Genomic DNA, 13,511 nt, shown 5'->3' on the forward strand with positions numbered 1-13,511 from the left:
GGCCGCCATGCACATGTTCTCCACCGCCGTACTTGCCCTGGCTCTGGGCGTTGCCACAGCCAACGCAGCCGACAGCGACGCGCAATGCAGCACCGTAAAACTAGCCGACCCTGGCTGGAGTGATATTGCCTCGACCAACGCAGTAGCCCGGCTGCTGCTGGAAAGCCTGGGCTACCAGGTAAAAGTAGATAGTCTGGCCGTGCCGATCATCTACGGCGGCCTCAAGGATGGGAGGGTCGACGCCTTTCTTGGCAACTGGATGCCGGCGCACCAGAGCTTCCATGACAAGTTCGTCGCCAACGGCGATGTCCAGCAGCTGTCACGCAACCTGGAAGGAACCGAGTTCACCCTGGCAGTGCCCGACTACGTGTGGAACGCCGGGGTCAAGAGCTTCGCTGACCTGCAGAAACACGCCGACCAGTTCGACCACAAGCTGTACGGTATCGGCTCCGGCGCCCCAGCCAATCTCTCGTTGAAAGAAATCATCGACAAGAATGAATTCAACCTTGGTAAGTGGAAGCTGGTGGAATCCAGCGAGCAGGCGATGCTGGCCCAGGTCGATCGGGCGATCAAGAAACAGCAGTTCATCACCTTTCTTGGCTGGACCCCGCACCCGATGAACGTGAAACTGAAGATGCATTACCTGACCGGCGGGGAGAAGTGGTTCGGCAGCAAAGGCGAGGTATACACGCTGACCCGCAAGGGTTATCCACAAGCGTGCCCGAATGCGGCGAAGCTGCTGGGGAATCTCAAGTTCACACTGGACATGGAAAACAGCATCATGGCCCAGGTTGTGGATAACAAGATCAGCTTCGATCAAGCGGCCAAGGCATGGGTGAGAGCGCATCCCGAATCGCTGGACGAATGGTTGCTCGGCGTGACCACCAAAGCCGATAGCAATGCGCTTGAGGCAGTCAAAGCCAAGCTCTGAACGACCCCAAAAAACTGGGGCTAGGCGCTATAGCCGGGATGCCCCACTGCGATGAATCTCGGCGAAATCTAAGGATTGTGGACAACTCATGCACCGCCTCAGTCACCTGCTGCCTTTCCTCAAGTGGCTGCCCCGGCAAACGCCGCGCAGTATGCGCCAGGACCTGCTGGTCGGCCTGAGCGGTGCCATCCTCGCCTTGCCGCAATCCATCGCCTACGCGCTGATCGCTGGCCTGCCGGCCGAGTACGGCCTGTACGCGGCCATCGTGCCGGTGATCATCGCCTGCCTGTGGGGATCTTCGTGGCACCTGATCTGCGGCCCGACCGCGGCCATCTCGATCGTGCTGTATGCCAGTGTCAGCCCGCTGGCCGTCAGTGGCAGCAGCGACTACATCAGCCTGATCCTGCTGCTGACGTTTCTAGCCGGCGCCTTCCAACTGGTGCTCGGACTGGTGCGCTTTGGCGCACTGGTCAATTTTGTCTCGCACTCGGTGGTGCTCGGCTTCACCCTTGGTGCGGCTGTGGTCATTGCCCTGGGGCAACTGCCAAACCTGCTCGGCATCGAACTGGTGAGCCAGGCCACCGCGCTGAAAACCCTGCAGGATCTGCTCACTCACGCTGGCGAAATCGACCTGCCAGCGCTGACGCTGGGCTTGGCGACGTTGCTGCTTGGCCTGCTGCTGAAGCTTTGGCGGCCGCGCTGGCCGAGCCTGTTGATAAGTCTGCTGCTGGTCAGCCTGGTCGCCTGGTTGCTGCCGCAATGGTTTGGCCAGGTGGCGCGGGTGCCGGCGTTCAGCGGCCAGCTGCCACCCTTGAGCCCGTTGCCATTGCTGGATTTCGAACTGATCCTGCACTTGCTGCCAAGCGCCGTGGCGGTGGGCATGCTCGGCTTGGTCACCAGCCTGTCGATTGCCCGCTCGCTGGCGTCGCGCTCCGAGCAAATGATCGATGCCAATCAGGAAATCCGCGCCCAAGGCCTGTCGAACATGGTCGGCAGCGTATTCTCCGGTTACCTCTCGTCCGGCTCATTCACCCGCTCGGGCTTGAGCTACGATGCGGGCGCACGTTCGCCGCTGGCCGGGGTGTTTTCCGCGCTGTGGTTGGCGCTGTTCGCAGTGACCGGCGCCGGCCTGATTGCGCACCTGCCGATCCCGGCCATGGCCGGCAGCATTTTGCTGATCTGCTGGGGTTTGATCGATGTGCGCGGCATCCGCGCGCTGTTTCGGGTCAGCCGCGCCGAGTTTCTGGTGATGGCCCTGACCGCTATGGCAACGCTGCTGCTGGAGCTGCAGACCGCGATCTATGCCGGCGTACTGGCCTCGCTGTTCTTCTACCTCAAGCGCACCTCACAGCCCCGCGTGCTGCAAAGCCGCGAAGGCGAGACAGATGTACTGCGGGTGGGTGGGTCGATCTTCTTTGGCGCAGCGCACTACCTGCAAGTGCGCCTGCAACGCTGCCAGGGGCCGCATGTACTGATCGATGCGCGGCAGGTCAACTTTATCGACTATTCGGGCGTTGACATGCTCCACCGTGAAGCGCGGAGGCTGATGCGTAATGGCGGTAGCCTGACGCTGCAGCGGGCAAGGCCGCAGGTGGTCGAGGAATTGCAGAAGCTGGAAGGGGCGCAGGCGTGTCCAATACGCTTTGAGGATTGATTGGGACTTCAGGATGCTGGGGGGGACCGCGTCAGACTGGCTGGACACGGTCAGCGTAGGAGCGGCCTTGTGTCGCGAAAGGGCTGCAAAGCAGCCCCGACATTCTCAAACCCCACACAATTTGAGACCCTGCCCGATCCCCGGCCTAGGCCTCAGCCCCGCGCCAACTGGCGACGCAGCTCATCCAGCACTGGCGCTGTATCCGGCCGCACCCCACGCCAGATGAAGAACGCCTCGGCCGCCTGCTCGGCGAGCATGCCCAGGCCATCGAGTACCTTGGCTGCCTGCAGGCGAGTCGCCCACTGGCAGAACGGGGTCGGCTCCTTGCCGTACATCATGTCGTAGCACACGGTGCGGCCAGCTTCGACCAGGCTGTCGGCAATCGGCGGCATCTGCCCGGCAAGGCTGGCCGAGGTGGCGTTGATGATCACGTCTACCGGCTCGCTGAGCCAGGCAAAACCACTGGCCACCACCGGCCCTAGCGCATCGAACTCATGCGCCAGCTGCTCGGCCTTTTCTTCCGTCCGGTTAGCGATCACCAGCGCCTGCGGGTTATGCGCCAGAATCGGCTCGAGTACACCGCGCACTGCGCCGCCCGCACCAAGGATGAGGATGCGCTTGCCCTTGAGCTCGACCCCGGCGTTTTGCGTGAGGTCGCGCACCAGACCGGCGCCGTCGGTGTTGTCACCTTGCAGGCTGCCGTCGGCCAGCTTGGTCAGGGTGTTGACCGCGCCGGCGCGCTGGGCACGCTCGGTGAGACAGTCGCACAGGCGGTAGGCTTCTTCCTTGAACGGCACGGTGACGTTGGCACCCTGGCCCTGCTTGAAGAAGCCGCGAGCGCAGTCGCTGAACTCGTCCAGCGGCGCCAGCAGGGTGTTGTATTCGATGTGCTGGCCGGTCTGATCGGCAAACAGGCGGTGGATCAGCGGCGACTTGCTGTGGCCGATCGGGTTGCCGAAAACGACGTATTGGTCCATGGCGCTTCCTCGGTTATCCACAGGGCTTACTGGCCAAGCCAGTCGCGGTCTTGCAGGTAGTAGTCGGTCAGGCGCGCTTCTTCGCTGCCTGGCGCCGGCTTCCAGTCATAGCCCCAACGCACTTGCGGCGGCAGCGACATCAGGATCGACTCGGTACGCCCACCCGATTGCAGGCCGAACAAGGTGCCACGGTCGTACACCAGGTTGAACTCGACATAGCGCCCACGGCGGTACTCCTGGAATTCGCGCTGCTCAGCGGTATAAGGCGTGGCCTTGCGCCGCTGCACGATCGGCAGGTAGGCGTCGATATAGGCATCGCCGATCGCCCGAATGAAGGCGAAGCAGGTGTCGAAGTCCCACTCGTTGAGGTCATCGAAGAACAGCCCACCAATGCCACGCGGCTCGCCGCGGTGCTTGAGGTGGAAGTAGCGGTCGCACCAGGCTTTGTAACGCGGGTAGACGTCGGCGCCGAACGGCGCGCAGGCCTGCTCGGCGACGCGGTGCCAGTGCACGCAGTCTTCCTCGTTGCCGTAGTAGGGGGTGAGGTCAAAGCCGCCGCCAAACCACCAGACTGCCTCTTCGCCTTCTTTTTCGGCGATGAAAAACCGCACATTGGCGTGCGAAGTCGGCACATGCGGGTTATGCGGGTGGATCACCAGCGACACCCCCAGCGCCTCGAAGCCGCGCCCGGCCAACTCTGGCCGGTGAGCACTGGCCGACGGCGGCAGGCCGCTGCCGAACACGTGGGAGAAGTTGACCCCGCCTTTCTCGATCAGCGCGCCGTCCCCGATCACCCGCGTGCGCCCGCCACCACCGGCTTCGCGCACCCACGCGTCCTCGACGAAGCGGGCGCCGCCGTCTTCGCGTTCGAGGGCAGAGCAGATGCGGTCTTGCAGGTCGAGCAGATAGGCCTTCACGGCCTCGGTGCGGCTGGTCATCGGGGTCACCTGGGAGGAGCAGGGAAGAATTCGCCGCGTAGCATACCACCGGCAACCGGCGCGTCGCAGTTGACGGCAGTCAAGCAAAGGCGTCCGATAGAAGGCCTGCATCCAATCCGACAACAGGAGTGCGAGATGGCCCAGCGTATCCAGTTCAGCCAGCATGGCGGTCCCGAAGTACTGCAACTGGTCGAGTTCGACCCGGCCCCACCCGGCCCGCAGCAGGTTCGTGTGCGCAACCAGGCGATCGGCCTGAACTTCATCGACACGTATTTCCGCAGCGGCCTGTACCCACCGCCAGCGCTGCCCTCGGGCCTGGGCACCGAAGGTGCCGGCATCGTCGATGCGGTCGGCGAAGGTGTCACCCGGCTCAAGGTCGGCGACCGCGTCGCCTACGTCGGCGGCCCGCTGGGCGCCTACAGCCAAGTGCACACGCTGCCCGAAGCCAACCTGGTCAAACTGCCCGACAGCATCAGCTTCGAGCAGGCTGCCGCAGTGATGCTCAAAGGCCTGACCGTGCAGTACCTGCTCAAACAGACCTACGCCGTGCAGCCGGGCGAAGTGATCCTGTTCCACGCCGCAGCTGGTGGGGTTGGCTCGCTGGCGTGCCAGTGGGCTAAAGCGCTGGGCGCCAAGCTGATCGGCACGGTCAGCTCGGCGGAAAAAGCCGAGCGGGCCAAGGCCCTCGGCGCCTGGGAGACTATCGACTACAGCCACGAAGACGTCGCCAAGCGCGTGCTTGAGCTGACTGACGGCAAAAAGGTTGCGGTGGTATACGACGGCGTTGGCGCCGATACCTGGCTGACCTCGCTGGACTGCCTACAGCCACGCGGCTTGATGGTCAGCTTCGGCAACGCCTCCGGCGCGGTCAGTGGCGTCAACCTGGGCATTCTGGCGCAGAAGGGTTCGCTTTACGTGACCCGGCCGACCTTGGCCACTTACGCCAACAACGCCGAAAACACCCAGGCCATGGCCGATGACCTGTTCGCCATGATCGCCAGCGGCCAGCTGACGGTGGATATCCAGCAACGCTACCCGCTCAGCGAAGCGGCCAAGGCGCAGAGCGAGCTGTCGGCGCGGCGCACGGTCGGCTCGACGGTGCTGTTGCCCTGAGCTGCGGGGCCGCTATGCGGCCCTTCGCGGGTAAACCCGCTCCCACAGGATTATGAGCTGCCGCTCAGTTTGGTATCCGGCAGGTACACCCCTTTACAGCGATCACGCTCAACTCCCTGTGGGAGTGGGTTCACCCGCGAAGGGCCGCGGAGCGGCCCCAATACAGCCAGCACCGGGCGTCAGGTCAACGACATCCTCTTGCTCAATGTCCCGGATTCGAAGCTGTCGAGTAAAGACTCAACCACACCCTCAGCCGCTTCCACCGCGTGCAGGTTGGCCCAGTACAGGCCACGGCCTTCTTCGCGCATGTGTTCCATGGCTTGCATGCCGGTTTCATAGGCACAGCGCAGGTGCAACGCTACGTGGACCAGAGCGTCTTCGATGGGGATGTTTGGGTTTACTGAGAAAAGCGGAGGATGGCCGGCTTCGCAGCGGCCGAAGGGGTGGGCGGTGGTGGAGGGTAAGGGTGGATCTGGGACGATTTTCTTGGCCACCGGAAAATGCTCCTAACCTTTACCGCTTCAATTCACTACCACGTGAATTGGGTGGCGGCGATACGCGAGGTGGTAGACCCGGGCATTTTCCAATCCAGGCAGGCTCGAAAGCCTCCCGCGCACAGCCGCCATAGACTGTCATGGAAAAAAAGCACCTGGGCTACCACACCCGATCGCAGAATTATTCAGCGACGATGTGAAGCCTAGAGGCATGAGTTCCCACTGAGAAGGTGATGGCATACGACAGCGTGCGTAGGATATTTCGCTGAATGCGATCCGCACAGCCTTTTGGTAAAAATCAGAAATATCCTGCACATGACTGAGTAATGCTGGGCAACAGTCTGCGGACTCACGAATTCGGTACCAGCCAGAAATGCTGGGGCGCTACGCTCCGTTGGTTCGACCGTACTGCTGCCCTGAGTGATTGGGGCCGGCTAACGGCCCCAATATCCAACACAGCGGCTGTCAGATGAGAGACATACGCTTTTCCAGCGTGCCTGCCTCGAAGTTGTCGAGCAGCGACTCGACCACACCTTCAGCCGCTTCCACTGCATGGAGGTTGGCCCAGAACAGGCCGCGGCCTTCTTCGCGCATATGCTCCATGGCTTGCAGGCCGGTTTCGTAGGCACAGCGCAGGTGCAGTGCGACGTGGACCAGAGCGTCTTCGATGGGGATGTTTGGGTTTACCGAGTAAAGCGGAGGATGGCCGGCTTCGCAGCGACCGAAGGGGTGACTCGTGGTTAGTGGGAGAGGCGGATCAGGTACAAGCTTCTTGGTCATGGGGTTTTCTCTAATCAATCGCCGCTACAACTCGTTACCACGCGAATTGGTGGCAGCTATACGCAGGGTGGTAAACCGGAGAGATACCCCAAGACCCGGCAGGCTAAAAGCCTCCCGCGCACAGCTGCCATGACTGACATGGGGAATCATCATCTCCGGGTTACCACACCCGATCGCTGAGTTATTCAGCGACGATGTGAAGCCTAGAGGCATGAGTTCCCACTGAGAAGGTGATGGCATTCTACAGCGTGCGTAGGATATTTCGCCGAATACGATCCGCACAGCCTTTTGGTAAAAATCAGAAATATCCTGCACATGACTGAGTAATGCTGGGCAACAGTCTGCGGACTTACGAATTCGGTATCAGCCAGAAATGCTGGGGGCGCTACGCACCCCTTTCGCGACACAAGGCCGCTCCTACGGGGACCGCGTCTGACCTGCTTACGCGGTCCCTGTAGGAGCGGCCTTGCGTCGCGAAAGGGCTGCAAAGCAGCCCCGGCAGACTCGAGCCAGACGCTCACCCCGCCCGCACCACCTCGCCAGTGGCCAGATCACGAATCACACTCGGATTCTTCCGCCCGCCCAACAACCCGCCCAGCACCAGATCCAGATCTCCCCGGAAATACTGCTCCACCCGCAAGCGACTCTTCGCTGCCGGCCGTCCACCGGGGTTGGCCGAGGTGGAAATCAGCGGCCCAACTAGCGCGCAAAGCTCGCGCACCTGTGGATGATCAGTGACGCGCAGGGCAACGGTGTCGTGCTGGCCGGTGACCCACTCCGGCAACATGCCCTGATGCGGTACCAGCCAGGTGTTTGGGCCAGGCCAGGTGTCGGCCATGCGCTTGATCCAGTCTTCGGGGAAGTCTTCGAACAGGAAGTCGAACTGCTCGATGCTGTCTGCCACCAGAATCAGGCCTTTATCCACAGGCCGCGACTTGAGCGCGAGCAGGCGGTACACCGCGTCTTCGTTCCAGGGGTCGCAGCCCAGACCCCAGACTGCTTCGGTCGGGTAGGCAATCACCGCGCCCGCGCGAATTTCCCGTGCGGCTTGCTGCACACGCCAACTGCTGACCATTGTTGTTACTCCGAATTACGCTGACCTGCAGTTTACTCAGCCAGACCGCGCAAACCAACGCCCAGCTTGATTGCTGACGCGGCCTTCCAGCTCCAACTCGGTCAGGCTGGCGAGCACCTGCGCCAGCGCCTGCCCGCTGCTGCGGGCCAGCCCTTCGCTGGTTTGCGGTGCAGCGTGGAGCAAGGCGAGCAGGGGGTGGGCGGGTTTATCCACAGCCACCGGCGGCAGGTTTTGCCAACCGCGCAGGCTGTCGAGGATCTGCTCGACGCTTTCCACCAGCAGCGCGCCATCACGAATCAACTGGTGGCAGCCCTTGGCGCCGGGGTGATGGATCGAGCCTGGGATGGCGTACACCTCGCGGCCTTGCTCGGCCGCCAGACGGGCGCTGATCAGCGAGCCGCTGGCGGTACCGGCCTCGACCACCAGCACACCGAGCGACAAACCACTGATGATCCGGTTGCGACGGGGGAAGTTGCCAGGCAGTGGTCCGGCGTCCAGCGGGAACTCTGAAACCACTGCGCTACCACGCTCGATCATCTCCTGCGCGAGGGCTTTATGGCGCTGTGGATAAAGTTTTTCAAGACCCGTGCCAAGCACCCCGATTGTGCTGCCTTGAGCGTCCAGCGCAGCCCGATGAGCGGCGCCGTCTACGCCCAGCGCCAGGCCGCTGGTGATGGTAAAACCGGCGCGGGCGAGGCAGCGCGAAAAAGCCGCGGCGTTGTCCAGCGCCGGCGGCGAAGCACGCCTGCTGCCGACGACAGCCAGCTGCGGGCGCTCGAGTATTTCAACGTTGCCGGCCACAAACAGCAGCGGCGGGGCATCGTCGATTTCGCCCAGCAGAGGCGGGTAGCCAGGCTGGTCCCACATCAGCAAATGCTGGCCCGGACGCTCTAGCCAGGCCATTGCAGCGCTGGCACCATCGCGCACTTCTGGGCTGCGCCGAGCCTCGCAGGCAGCGGCAGTCAGCCCCAGCGTGCGCCAGGCAGTTGCCGGTGCACTGAGCGCCGAGGAGGCGCTGCCAAACGCCTCAATCAGTGTCAGAAAACGCCGCATACCGACGTCAGGCAAGCGATGCAGGCGCAGCCTCGCCTCTAATTCAGCAGGTGGACAGTCAGACGAAAGGGGAACGGGCATGGCTGATCATCCTTGATCGACAAAGGGTCATGCAGATGGCACAACCTGTGGATAACTGTGTTGATAAGAGTTTTATAACCTGTCAACAGATTCGGCTATAAGCGCCGTTCTGAAACCCTAGCTGACCTTTGCTACGTGCTGAATCGTGCGTTTGCCTTTATTATGTGTGTTCAGTTTTCAACCGACCGCACAGTGACTGCCTGACCCCTATGGCCATTTTGAACATTCTCGAATTCCCGGACCCGCGCCTGCGTACCATTGCCAAACCGGTGACGGTGTTTGACGACGCCTTGCGCCAGCTGATCGACGACATGTTTGAAACCATGTACGAAGCGCCTGGCATCGGCCTGGCCGCGACGCAGGTCAACGTCCACCTGCGCCTGGTAGTGATGGACCTGAGCGAAGATCGCAGCGAGCCACGGGTGTTCATCAACCCCGAGCTCGAAGAGCTGACCGACGACATGGGCCAGTACCAGGAAGGTTGCCTGTCGGTGCCGGGCTTCTACGAAAACGTCGATCGCCCTCTGCGCATCCGGGTCAAAGCCCAGGATCGCGATGGCAAGCCGTACGAGATGGAGGCCGAAGGCCTGCTCGCGGTGTGCGTGCAGCACGAGCTGGACCACCTCAACGGCAAGCTGTTTGTCGACTACCTGTCGCAGCTCAAACGTGACCGGATCAAGAAGAAGCTGGAAAAGCAGCACCGCCAGAACGCCTGATCCCCCACCTTGCAGAAGGCTTGCTCCGGCAAGCCTTTTTCTATTTCAAGCGAGAACTCCATGCGCATCGTCTTCGCGGGCACCCCTGAGTTTGCCGCCGAACACCTCAAAGCCCTGCTCGACAGCCCTTACCAGGTGGTTGCGGTGTACACCCAGCCCGACCGTCCGGCCGGCCGTGGGCAAAAGCTCATGCCGAGCCCGGTCAAGCAGTTGGCCGTGGCCCATGACATCCCTGTGCTGCAACCGCCGACCCTGCGCAATGCCGAGGCCCAGGCCGAACTGGCCGCGCTGGCGCCGGACCTGCTGGTGGTGGTTGCCTACGGTTTGATCCTGCCGCAGGCGGTGCTGGATATCCCGCGCCTGGGCTGCATCAACAGCCATGCCTCGCTGCTGCCACGCTGGCGCGGTGCGGCGCCGATCCAGCGCGCCGTCGAAGCCGGCGATGCCGAGAGCGGCGTCACCGTGATGCGCATGGAAGCGGGCCTGGACACCGGGCCGATGCTGCTCAAGGTCACTACTCCAATCAGTGCCAGCGACACCGGCGGCAGCCTGCATGACCGCCTTGCCGAAATGGGCCCGCCTGCCGTGCTCGAGGCGATTGCCGGGCTGGCCGCTGGCACCTTGCAGGGCGAAGTGCAGGATGACGCCCTGGCCACTTATGCACACAAGCTGAACAAAGAAGAAGCGCGCATCGACTGGAGCCGCCCGGCAGTTGAGCTGGAGCGTCTGGTACGCGCCTTCAACCCATGGCCGGTGTGCCACACCAGCCTCGATGGCGAAAGCGTGAAGGTCCTCGAAGCGAAGTTGTCCACAGGCAGCGGCGCACCCGGCCAGATCCTCAGCGCCAGCAAGGACGGCCTGATCGTCGCCTGCGGTGAGCAGGCACTGAGCCTGACCCGCCTGCAACTGCCAGGCGGCAAGGCGCTGAACTTCAGCGACCTGTTCAACAGCCGCCGCGAGAAGTTCGCTGACGGCAAGGTGCTTGGCCAATGAACCCACGTCTGGCTGCTGCCCGCGCCCTCGCTGCTGTACTCAGCGGCAAGGCTTCGCTGAACAGTTCGTTGCCAACGCAACTGGACAAGGTCGAGGAACGCGACCGTGGCCTGACCCAGGACCTCGCCTTCGGCACCGCCCGCTGGCAGCCACGCCTGGAGCTGCTGGCCGCGCAGTTGCTGCAAAAGCCGTTCAAGGCGGCCGACAGTGATGTGCAGGCGCTACTGCTGGTGGGCTTGTACCAGCTGTTCTACACGCGAATCCCGGCGCATGCCGCCATCGGCGAAACCGTGGGCTGCGCCGACAAGCTGAAAAAGCCGTGGGCCAAGGCCCTGCTCAATGCCGTGCTGCGCCGCGCCCAGCGCGAGGGCGAAGAACTGCTCGCCAGCATGGAGCGCGACCCGGTGGTGCGCACCGCCCACCCGCGCTGGCTGCAGAAGTCGCTCAAAGCGTTCTGGCCGGAGCAGTGGGAAGCCATCTGCGCCGCCAACAATGCTCATCCGCCGATGATCCTGCGGGTCAACCGCCGCCATCACAGCCGCGACGCCTACCTGGCCTTGCTTGGCGAAGCCGGTATCGCTGCCGCTGCTTGCCAGTACAGCCGCGACGGCATCGTGCTCGCGGCCGCCTGCGACGTGCGTGGCCTGCCAGGCTTTGCCGAAGGCTGGATCAGCGTGCAGGACGAGGCGGCGCAACTGGCCGCCGACCTGCTCGAACTGGCCCCCGGCCAACGCGTGCTGGATGCCTGCTGCGCACCGGGCGGCAAGACCTGCCACCTGCTCGAAGCCGAGCAGGGCCTGGCCGAAGTGGTGGCGATCGACCTGGAAGCCAAGCGCCTGGTCCGCGTGCGCGAGAACTTGGCGCGCCTGCAACTGGACGCCAGGCTGATCGCCTGCGATGCCCGCGACACCGCCAACTGGTGGGACGGCAAGACCTTCCAGCGCATTCTGCTCGACGCACCGTGCTCGGCGACTGGGGTGATCCGCCGTCATCCGGATATCAAGCTGACCCGTCAGGCTGATGACATCCCGGCCCTGGCCACGTTGCAGGGCGAGTTGCTCGATGCGCTGTGGCCAACCCTAGAAGTCGGCGGCATGCTGCTGTACGCCACCTGCTCGAGCCTGCCGACCGAAAACACTGAAGTGATCGAGGCGTTTCTGGCCCGCACGCCAGGCGCCCGTGAACTGGACCTGGCCACCGAGGCCGGCCTGCGCCAGCCGCACGGGCGCCAGTTGCTGGCTCAGGAAGGCGGCCACGACGGCTTCTACTATGCCAAGCTGATCAAGATTGCCGCCTCGCGCGGATAAAACACCAGGTTAGGAGTAGTGGATGAAGATCATCATCCTTGGCGCAGGGCAGGTAGGCGGCACGCTGGCAGAACACCTGGCCAGCGAAGCCAATGACATCACTGTGGTCGACACTGATGGCGACCGCCTGCGCGACCTTGGCGACCGCCTTGATATCCGCACTGTGCAGGGCCGTGGCTCGCTGCCGACGGTGCTGCGCCAGGCCGGCGCCGACGACGCCGACATGCTGGTGGCGGTGACCAACAGCGACGAGACCAACATGGTCGCCTGCCAGGTCGCCTACTCGCTGTTCCACACCCCGACCAAGATCGCTCGGGTGCGCGAATCGGCGTACCTGACTCGGGAAGAAATGTTCCACAACGACCATATCCCGGTCGACGTGCTGATCAGTCCCGAACAGGTGGTGACCAACTACATCAAGCGCCTGATCGAGCACCCCGGCGCACTGCAGGTGATCGACTTCGCTGACGGCAAAGCCCAGTTGGTGGCGGTCAAGGCCTACTACGGCGGCCCGCTGGTGGGCCAGCAGTTGCGCCAGATCCGCGCGCACATGCCCAATGTCGACACCCGCGTGGCGGCGATCTTCCGCCGTGACCGGCCGATCAAGCCGCAGGGCGATACCGTCATTGAAGCCGATGACGAGGTTTTTTTCATCGCCGCGAAGAAGGACATCCGTGCGGTCATGGGCGAGTTGCGCCGCATCGACGAGACCAACAAGCGTGTGGTCATCGCCGGGGGCGGGCAGATCGGCGAGCGCCTGGCTGAGGCGATCGAGAGCCGCTACCAGGTCAAGATCATCGAGATGAACGCGGCGCGTTGCCGTTACCTGTCCGACACCCTGGAAAGCACTGTGGTGTTGCAGGGCAGCGCCTCGGACAAGGACCTGATGCTGGAAGAGAACATCGCCGACGCCGATATCTTCCTGGCCCTGACCAACGACGACGAGGCCAACATCATGTCGTCGCTGCTGGCCAAGCGCCTAGGTGCGCGCAAGGTGATGACCATCATCAACAACCCGGCCTATGTCGACCTGGTGCAGGGCGGCGATATCGACATCGCCATCAGCCCGCAGTTGGCGACTATCGGCACCTTGCTTGCCCACGTGCGCCGCGGCGATATCGTCAGCGTGCACTCGCTGCGCCGCGGTGCGGCCGAGGCGATCGAGGCGGTGGCGCATGGTGACGCCAAGTCGAGCAAGGTGATTGGCAAGGCCATCGCCGACATCGACCTGCCGCCGGGCACCACCATTGGCGCGATCATTCGTGCCGAGCAGGTGCTGATCGCCCACGACAACACGGTGCTGGAAACCGGCGACCACGTGATTCTGTTCGTTGTGGATAAAAAGCATATCCGCGACGTCGAGAAGCTATTCCACGTGGGCTTGAGCTTTTTCTAAGGA

The 13,511-nt window shown here is 63.1% G+C and carries 13 protein-coding genes; 7 read left to right on the forward strand and 6 right to left on the reverse strand.

Going from position 1 to position 13,511, the window contains the following annotated elements:
• Positions 1 to 7: 7 nt before the first annotated feature.
• The gene (gene choX, locus IDM28_RS22590) at positions 8 to 931 is read left to right on the forward strand and encodes a choline ABC transporter substrate-binding protein (RefSeq protein WP_188036911.1); all 924 of its coding nucleotides are present in this window, start codon (positions 8 to 10) and stop codon (positions 929 to 931) included.
• 88 nt (positions 932 to 1,019) lie between these two features.
• Positions 1,020 to 2,585 (forward strand): SulP family inorganic anion transporter, encoded by a 1,566-nt coding sequence (locus tag IDM28_RS22595; protein ID WP_188036912.1) that lies wholly within the window; start codon positions 1,020 to 1,022, stop codon positions 2,583 to 2,585.
• 152 nt (positions 2,586 to 2,737) lie between these two features.
• Here the strand turns inward: IDM28_RS22595 and aroE are convergent, their stop codons facing one another.
• Positions 2,738 to 3,562, reverse strand: a complete 825-nt coding sequence (gene aroE / locus IDM28_RS22600; protein WP_188036913.1) for a shikimate dehydrogenase — start codon at positions 3,560 to 3,562, stop codon at positions 2,738 to 2,740.
• Positions 3,563 to 3,588: 26 nt separating this feature from the next.
• Positions 3,589 to 4,500 carry an oxygen-dependent coproporphyrinogen oxidase gene (gene hemF / locus IDM28_RS22605; protein ID WP_101322755.1) on the reverse strand — a complete coding sequence of 304 codons (912 nt, stop codon included), beginning with the start codon at positions 4,498 to 4,500 and terminating at the stop codon, positions 3,589 to 3,591.
• Positions 4,501 to 4,635: 135 nt separating this feature from the next.
• Between hemF and IDM28_RS22610 the strand changes: the two genes are divergently transcribed.
• Positions 4,636 to 5,613 (forward strand): NADPH:quinone reductase, encoded by a 978-nt coding sequence (locus IDM28_RS22610; protein WP_101322756.1) that lies wholly within the window; start codon positions 4,636 to 4,638, stop codon positions 5,611 to 5,613.
• 179 nt (positions 5,614 to 5,792) lie between these two features.
• On the opposite strand, the gene IDM28_RS22615 is transcribed toward IDM28_RS22610, so the two are convergent.
• The 4 genes from IDM28_RS22615 to dprA form a co-directional block, all read right to left on the reverse strand.
• Positions 5,793 to 6,107 carry a DUF3077 domain-containing protein gene (locus IDM28_RS22615; protein WP_188036914.1) on the reverse strand — a complete coding sequence of 105 codons (315 nt, stop codon included), beginning with the start codon at positions 6,105 to 6,107 and terminating at the stop codon, positions 5,793 to 5,795.
• Positions 6,108 to 6,572: 465 nt separating this feature from the next.
• On the reverse strand, positions 6,573 to 6,887 hold the full coding sequence (locus IDM28_RS22620; RefSeq protein ID WP_150572347.1) for a DUF3077 domain-containing protein: 315 nt from the start codon (positions 6,885 to 6,887) through the stop codon (positions 6,573 to 6,575).
• Positions 6,888 to 7,404: 517 nt separating this feature from the next.
• Positions 7,405 to 7,962, reverse strand: coding sequence for an L-threonylcarbamoyladenylate synthase (locus tag IDM28_RS22625; protein WP_150572348.1), 558 nt, complete (start codon positions 7,960 to 7,962; stop codon positions 7,405 to 7,407).
• A gap of 36 nt (positions 7,963 to 7,998) precedes the next feature.
• Positions 7,999 to 9,096 carry a DNA-processing protein DprA gene (gene dprA, locus IDM28_RS22630; protein WP_181088465.1) on the reverse strand — a complete coding sequence of 366 codons (1,098 nt, stop codon included), beginning with the start codon at positions 9,094 to 9,096 and terminating at the stop codon, positions 7,999 to 8,001.
• Between the two features lie 209 nt (positions 9,097 to 9,305).
• Between dprA and def the strand changes: the two genes are divergently transcribed.
• The 4 genes from def to trkA are packed head-to-tail and all read left to right on the forward strand — an operon-like array spanning position 9,306 to position 13,508.
• The gene (gene def / locus IDM28_RS22635) at positions 9,306 to 9,812 is read left to right on the forward strand and encodes a peptide deformylase (protein ID WP_101322761.1); all 507 of its coding nucleotides are present in this window, start codon (positions 9,306 to 9,308) and stop codon (positions 9,810 to 9,812) included.
• A 60-nt stretch (positions 9,813 to 9,872) separates the two neighbouring features.
• Positions 9,873 to 10,805: a methionyl-tRNA formyltransferase gene (gene fmt, locus IDM28_RS22640; RefSeq protein WP_188036915.1), complete on the forward strand. Its 933-nt coding sequence runs from the start codon at positions 9,873 to 9,875 to the stop codon at positions 10,803 to 10,805.
• On the forward strand, positions 10,802 to 12,112 hold the full coding sequence (rsmB, locus tag IDM28_RS22645) for a 16S rRNA (cytosine(967)-C(5))-methyltransferase RsmB (RefSeq protein ID WP_188036916.1): 1,311 nt from the start codon (positions 10,802 to 10,804) through the stop codon (positions 12,110 to 12,112). Before fmt ends, rsmB begins: the two co-directional genes overlap by 4 nt.
• A gap of 22 nt (positions 12,113 to 12,134) precedes the next feature.
• Positions 12,135 to 13,508, forward strand: coding sequence for a Trk system potassium transporter TrkA (gene trkA, locus IDM28_RS22650; RefSeq protein ID WP_101322764.1), 1,374 nt, complete (start codon positions 12,135 to 12,137; stop codon positions 13,506 to 13,508).
• The last annotated feature ends 3 nt before the right edge of the window (positions 13,509 to 13,511 follow it).

This window comes from Pseudomonas sp. EZ-C24 (genome assembly GCF_014525325.1).
GTDB classification, from domain to species: domain Bacteria; phylum Pseudomonadota; class Gammaproteobacteria; order Pseudomonadales; family Pseudomonadaceae; genus Aquipseudomonas; species Aquipseudomonas shirazensis.

What these genes read in the sequence shown, in the direction of transcription:
- choX (WP_188036911.1), top strand. Translation starts at nt 8, where the DNA reads ATGCACATGTTCTCCACCGCCGTACTTGCCCTGGCTCTGGGCGTTGCC.
- IDM28_RS22595 (WP_188036912.1), top strand. Translation starts at nt 1,020, where the DNA reads ATGCACCGCCTCAGTCACCTGCTGCCTTTCCTCAAGTGGCTGCCCCGG.
- aroE (WP_188036913.1), bottom strand. Translation starts at nt 3,562, where the DNA reads ATGGACCAATACGTCGTTTTCGGCAACCCGATCGGCCACAGCAAGTCG.
- hemF (WP_101322755.1), bottom strand. Translation starts at nt 4,500, where the DNA reads ATGACCAGCCGCACCGAGGCCGTGAAGGCCTATCTGCTCGACCTGCAA.
- IDM28_RS22610 (WP_101322756.1), top strand. Translation starts at nt 4,636, where the DNA reads ATGGCCCAGCGTATCCAGTTCAGCCAGCATGGCGGTCCCGAAGTACTG.
- IDM28_RS22620 (WP_150572347.1), bottom strand. Translation starts at nt 6,887, where the DNA reads ATGACCAAGAAGCTTGTACCTGATCCGCCTCTCCCACTAACCACGAGT.
- IDM28_RS22625 (WP_150572348.1), bottom strand. Translation starts at nt 7,962, where the DNA reads ATGGTCAGCAGTTGGCGTGTGCAGCAAGCCGCACGGGAAATTCGCGCG.
- dprA (WP_181088465.1), bottom strand. Translation starts at nt 9,096, where the DNA reads ATGCCCGTTCCCCTTTCGTCTGACTGTCCACCTGCTGAATTAGAGGCG.
- def (WP_101322761.1), top strand. Translation starts at nt 9,306, where the DNA reads ATGGCCATTTTGAACATTCTCGAATTCCCGGACCCGCGCCTGCGTACC.
- fmt (WP_188036915.1), top strand. Translation starts at nt 9,873, where the DNA reads ATGCGCATCGTCTTCGCGGGCACCCCTGAGTTTGCCGCCGAACACCTC.
- rsmB (WP_188036916.1), top strand. Translation starts at nt 10,802, where the DNA reads ATGAACCCACGTCTGGCTGCTGCCCGCGCCCTCGCTGCTGTACTCAGC.
- trkA (WP_101322764.1), top strand. Translation starts at nt 12,135, where the DNA reads ATGAAGATCATCATCCTTGGCGCAGGGCAGGTAGGCGGCACGCTGGCA.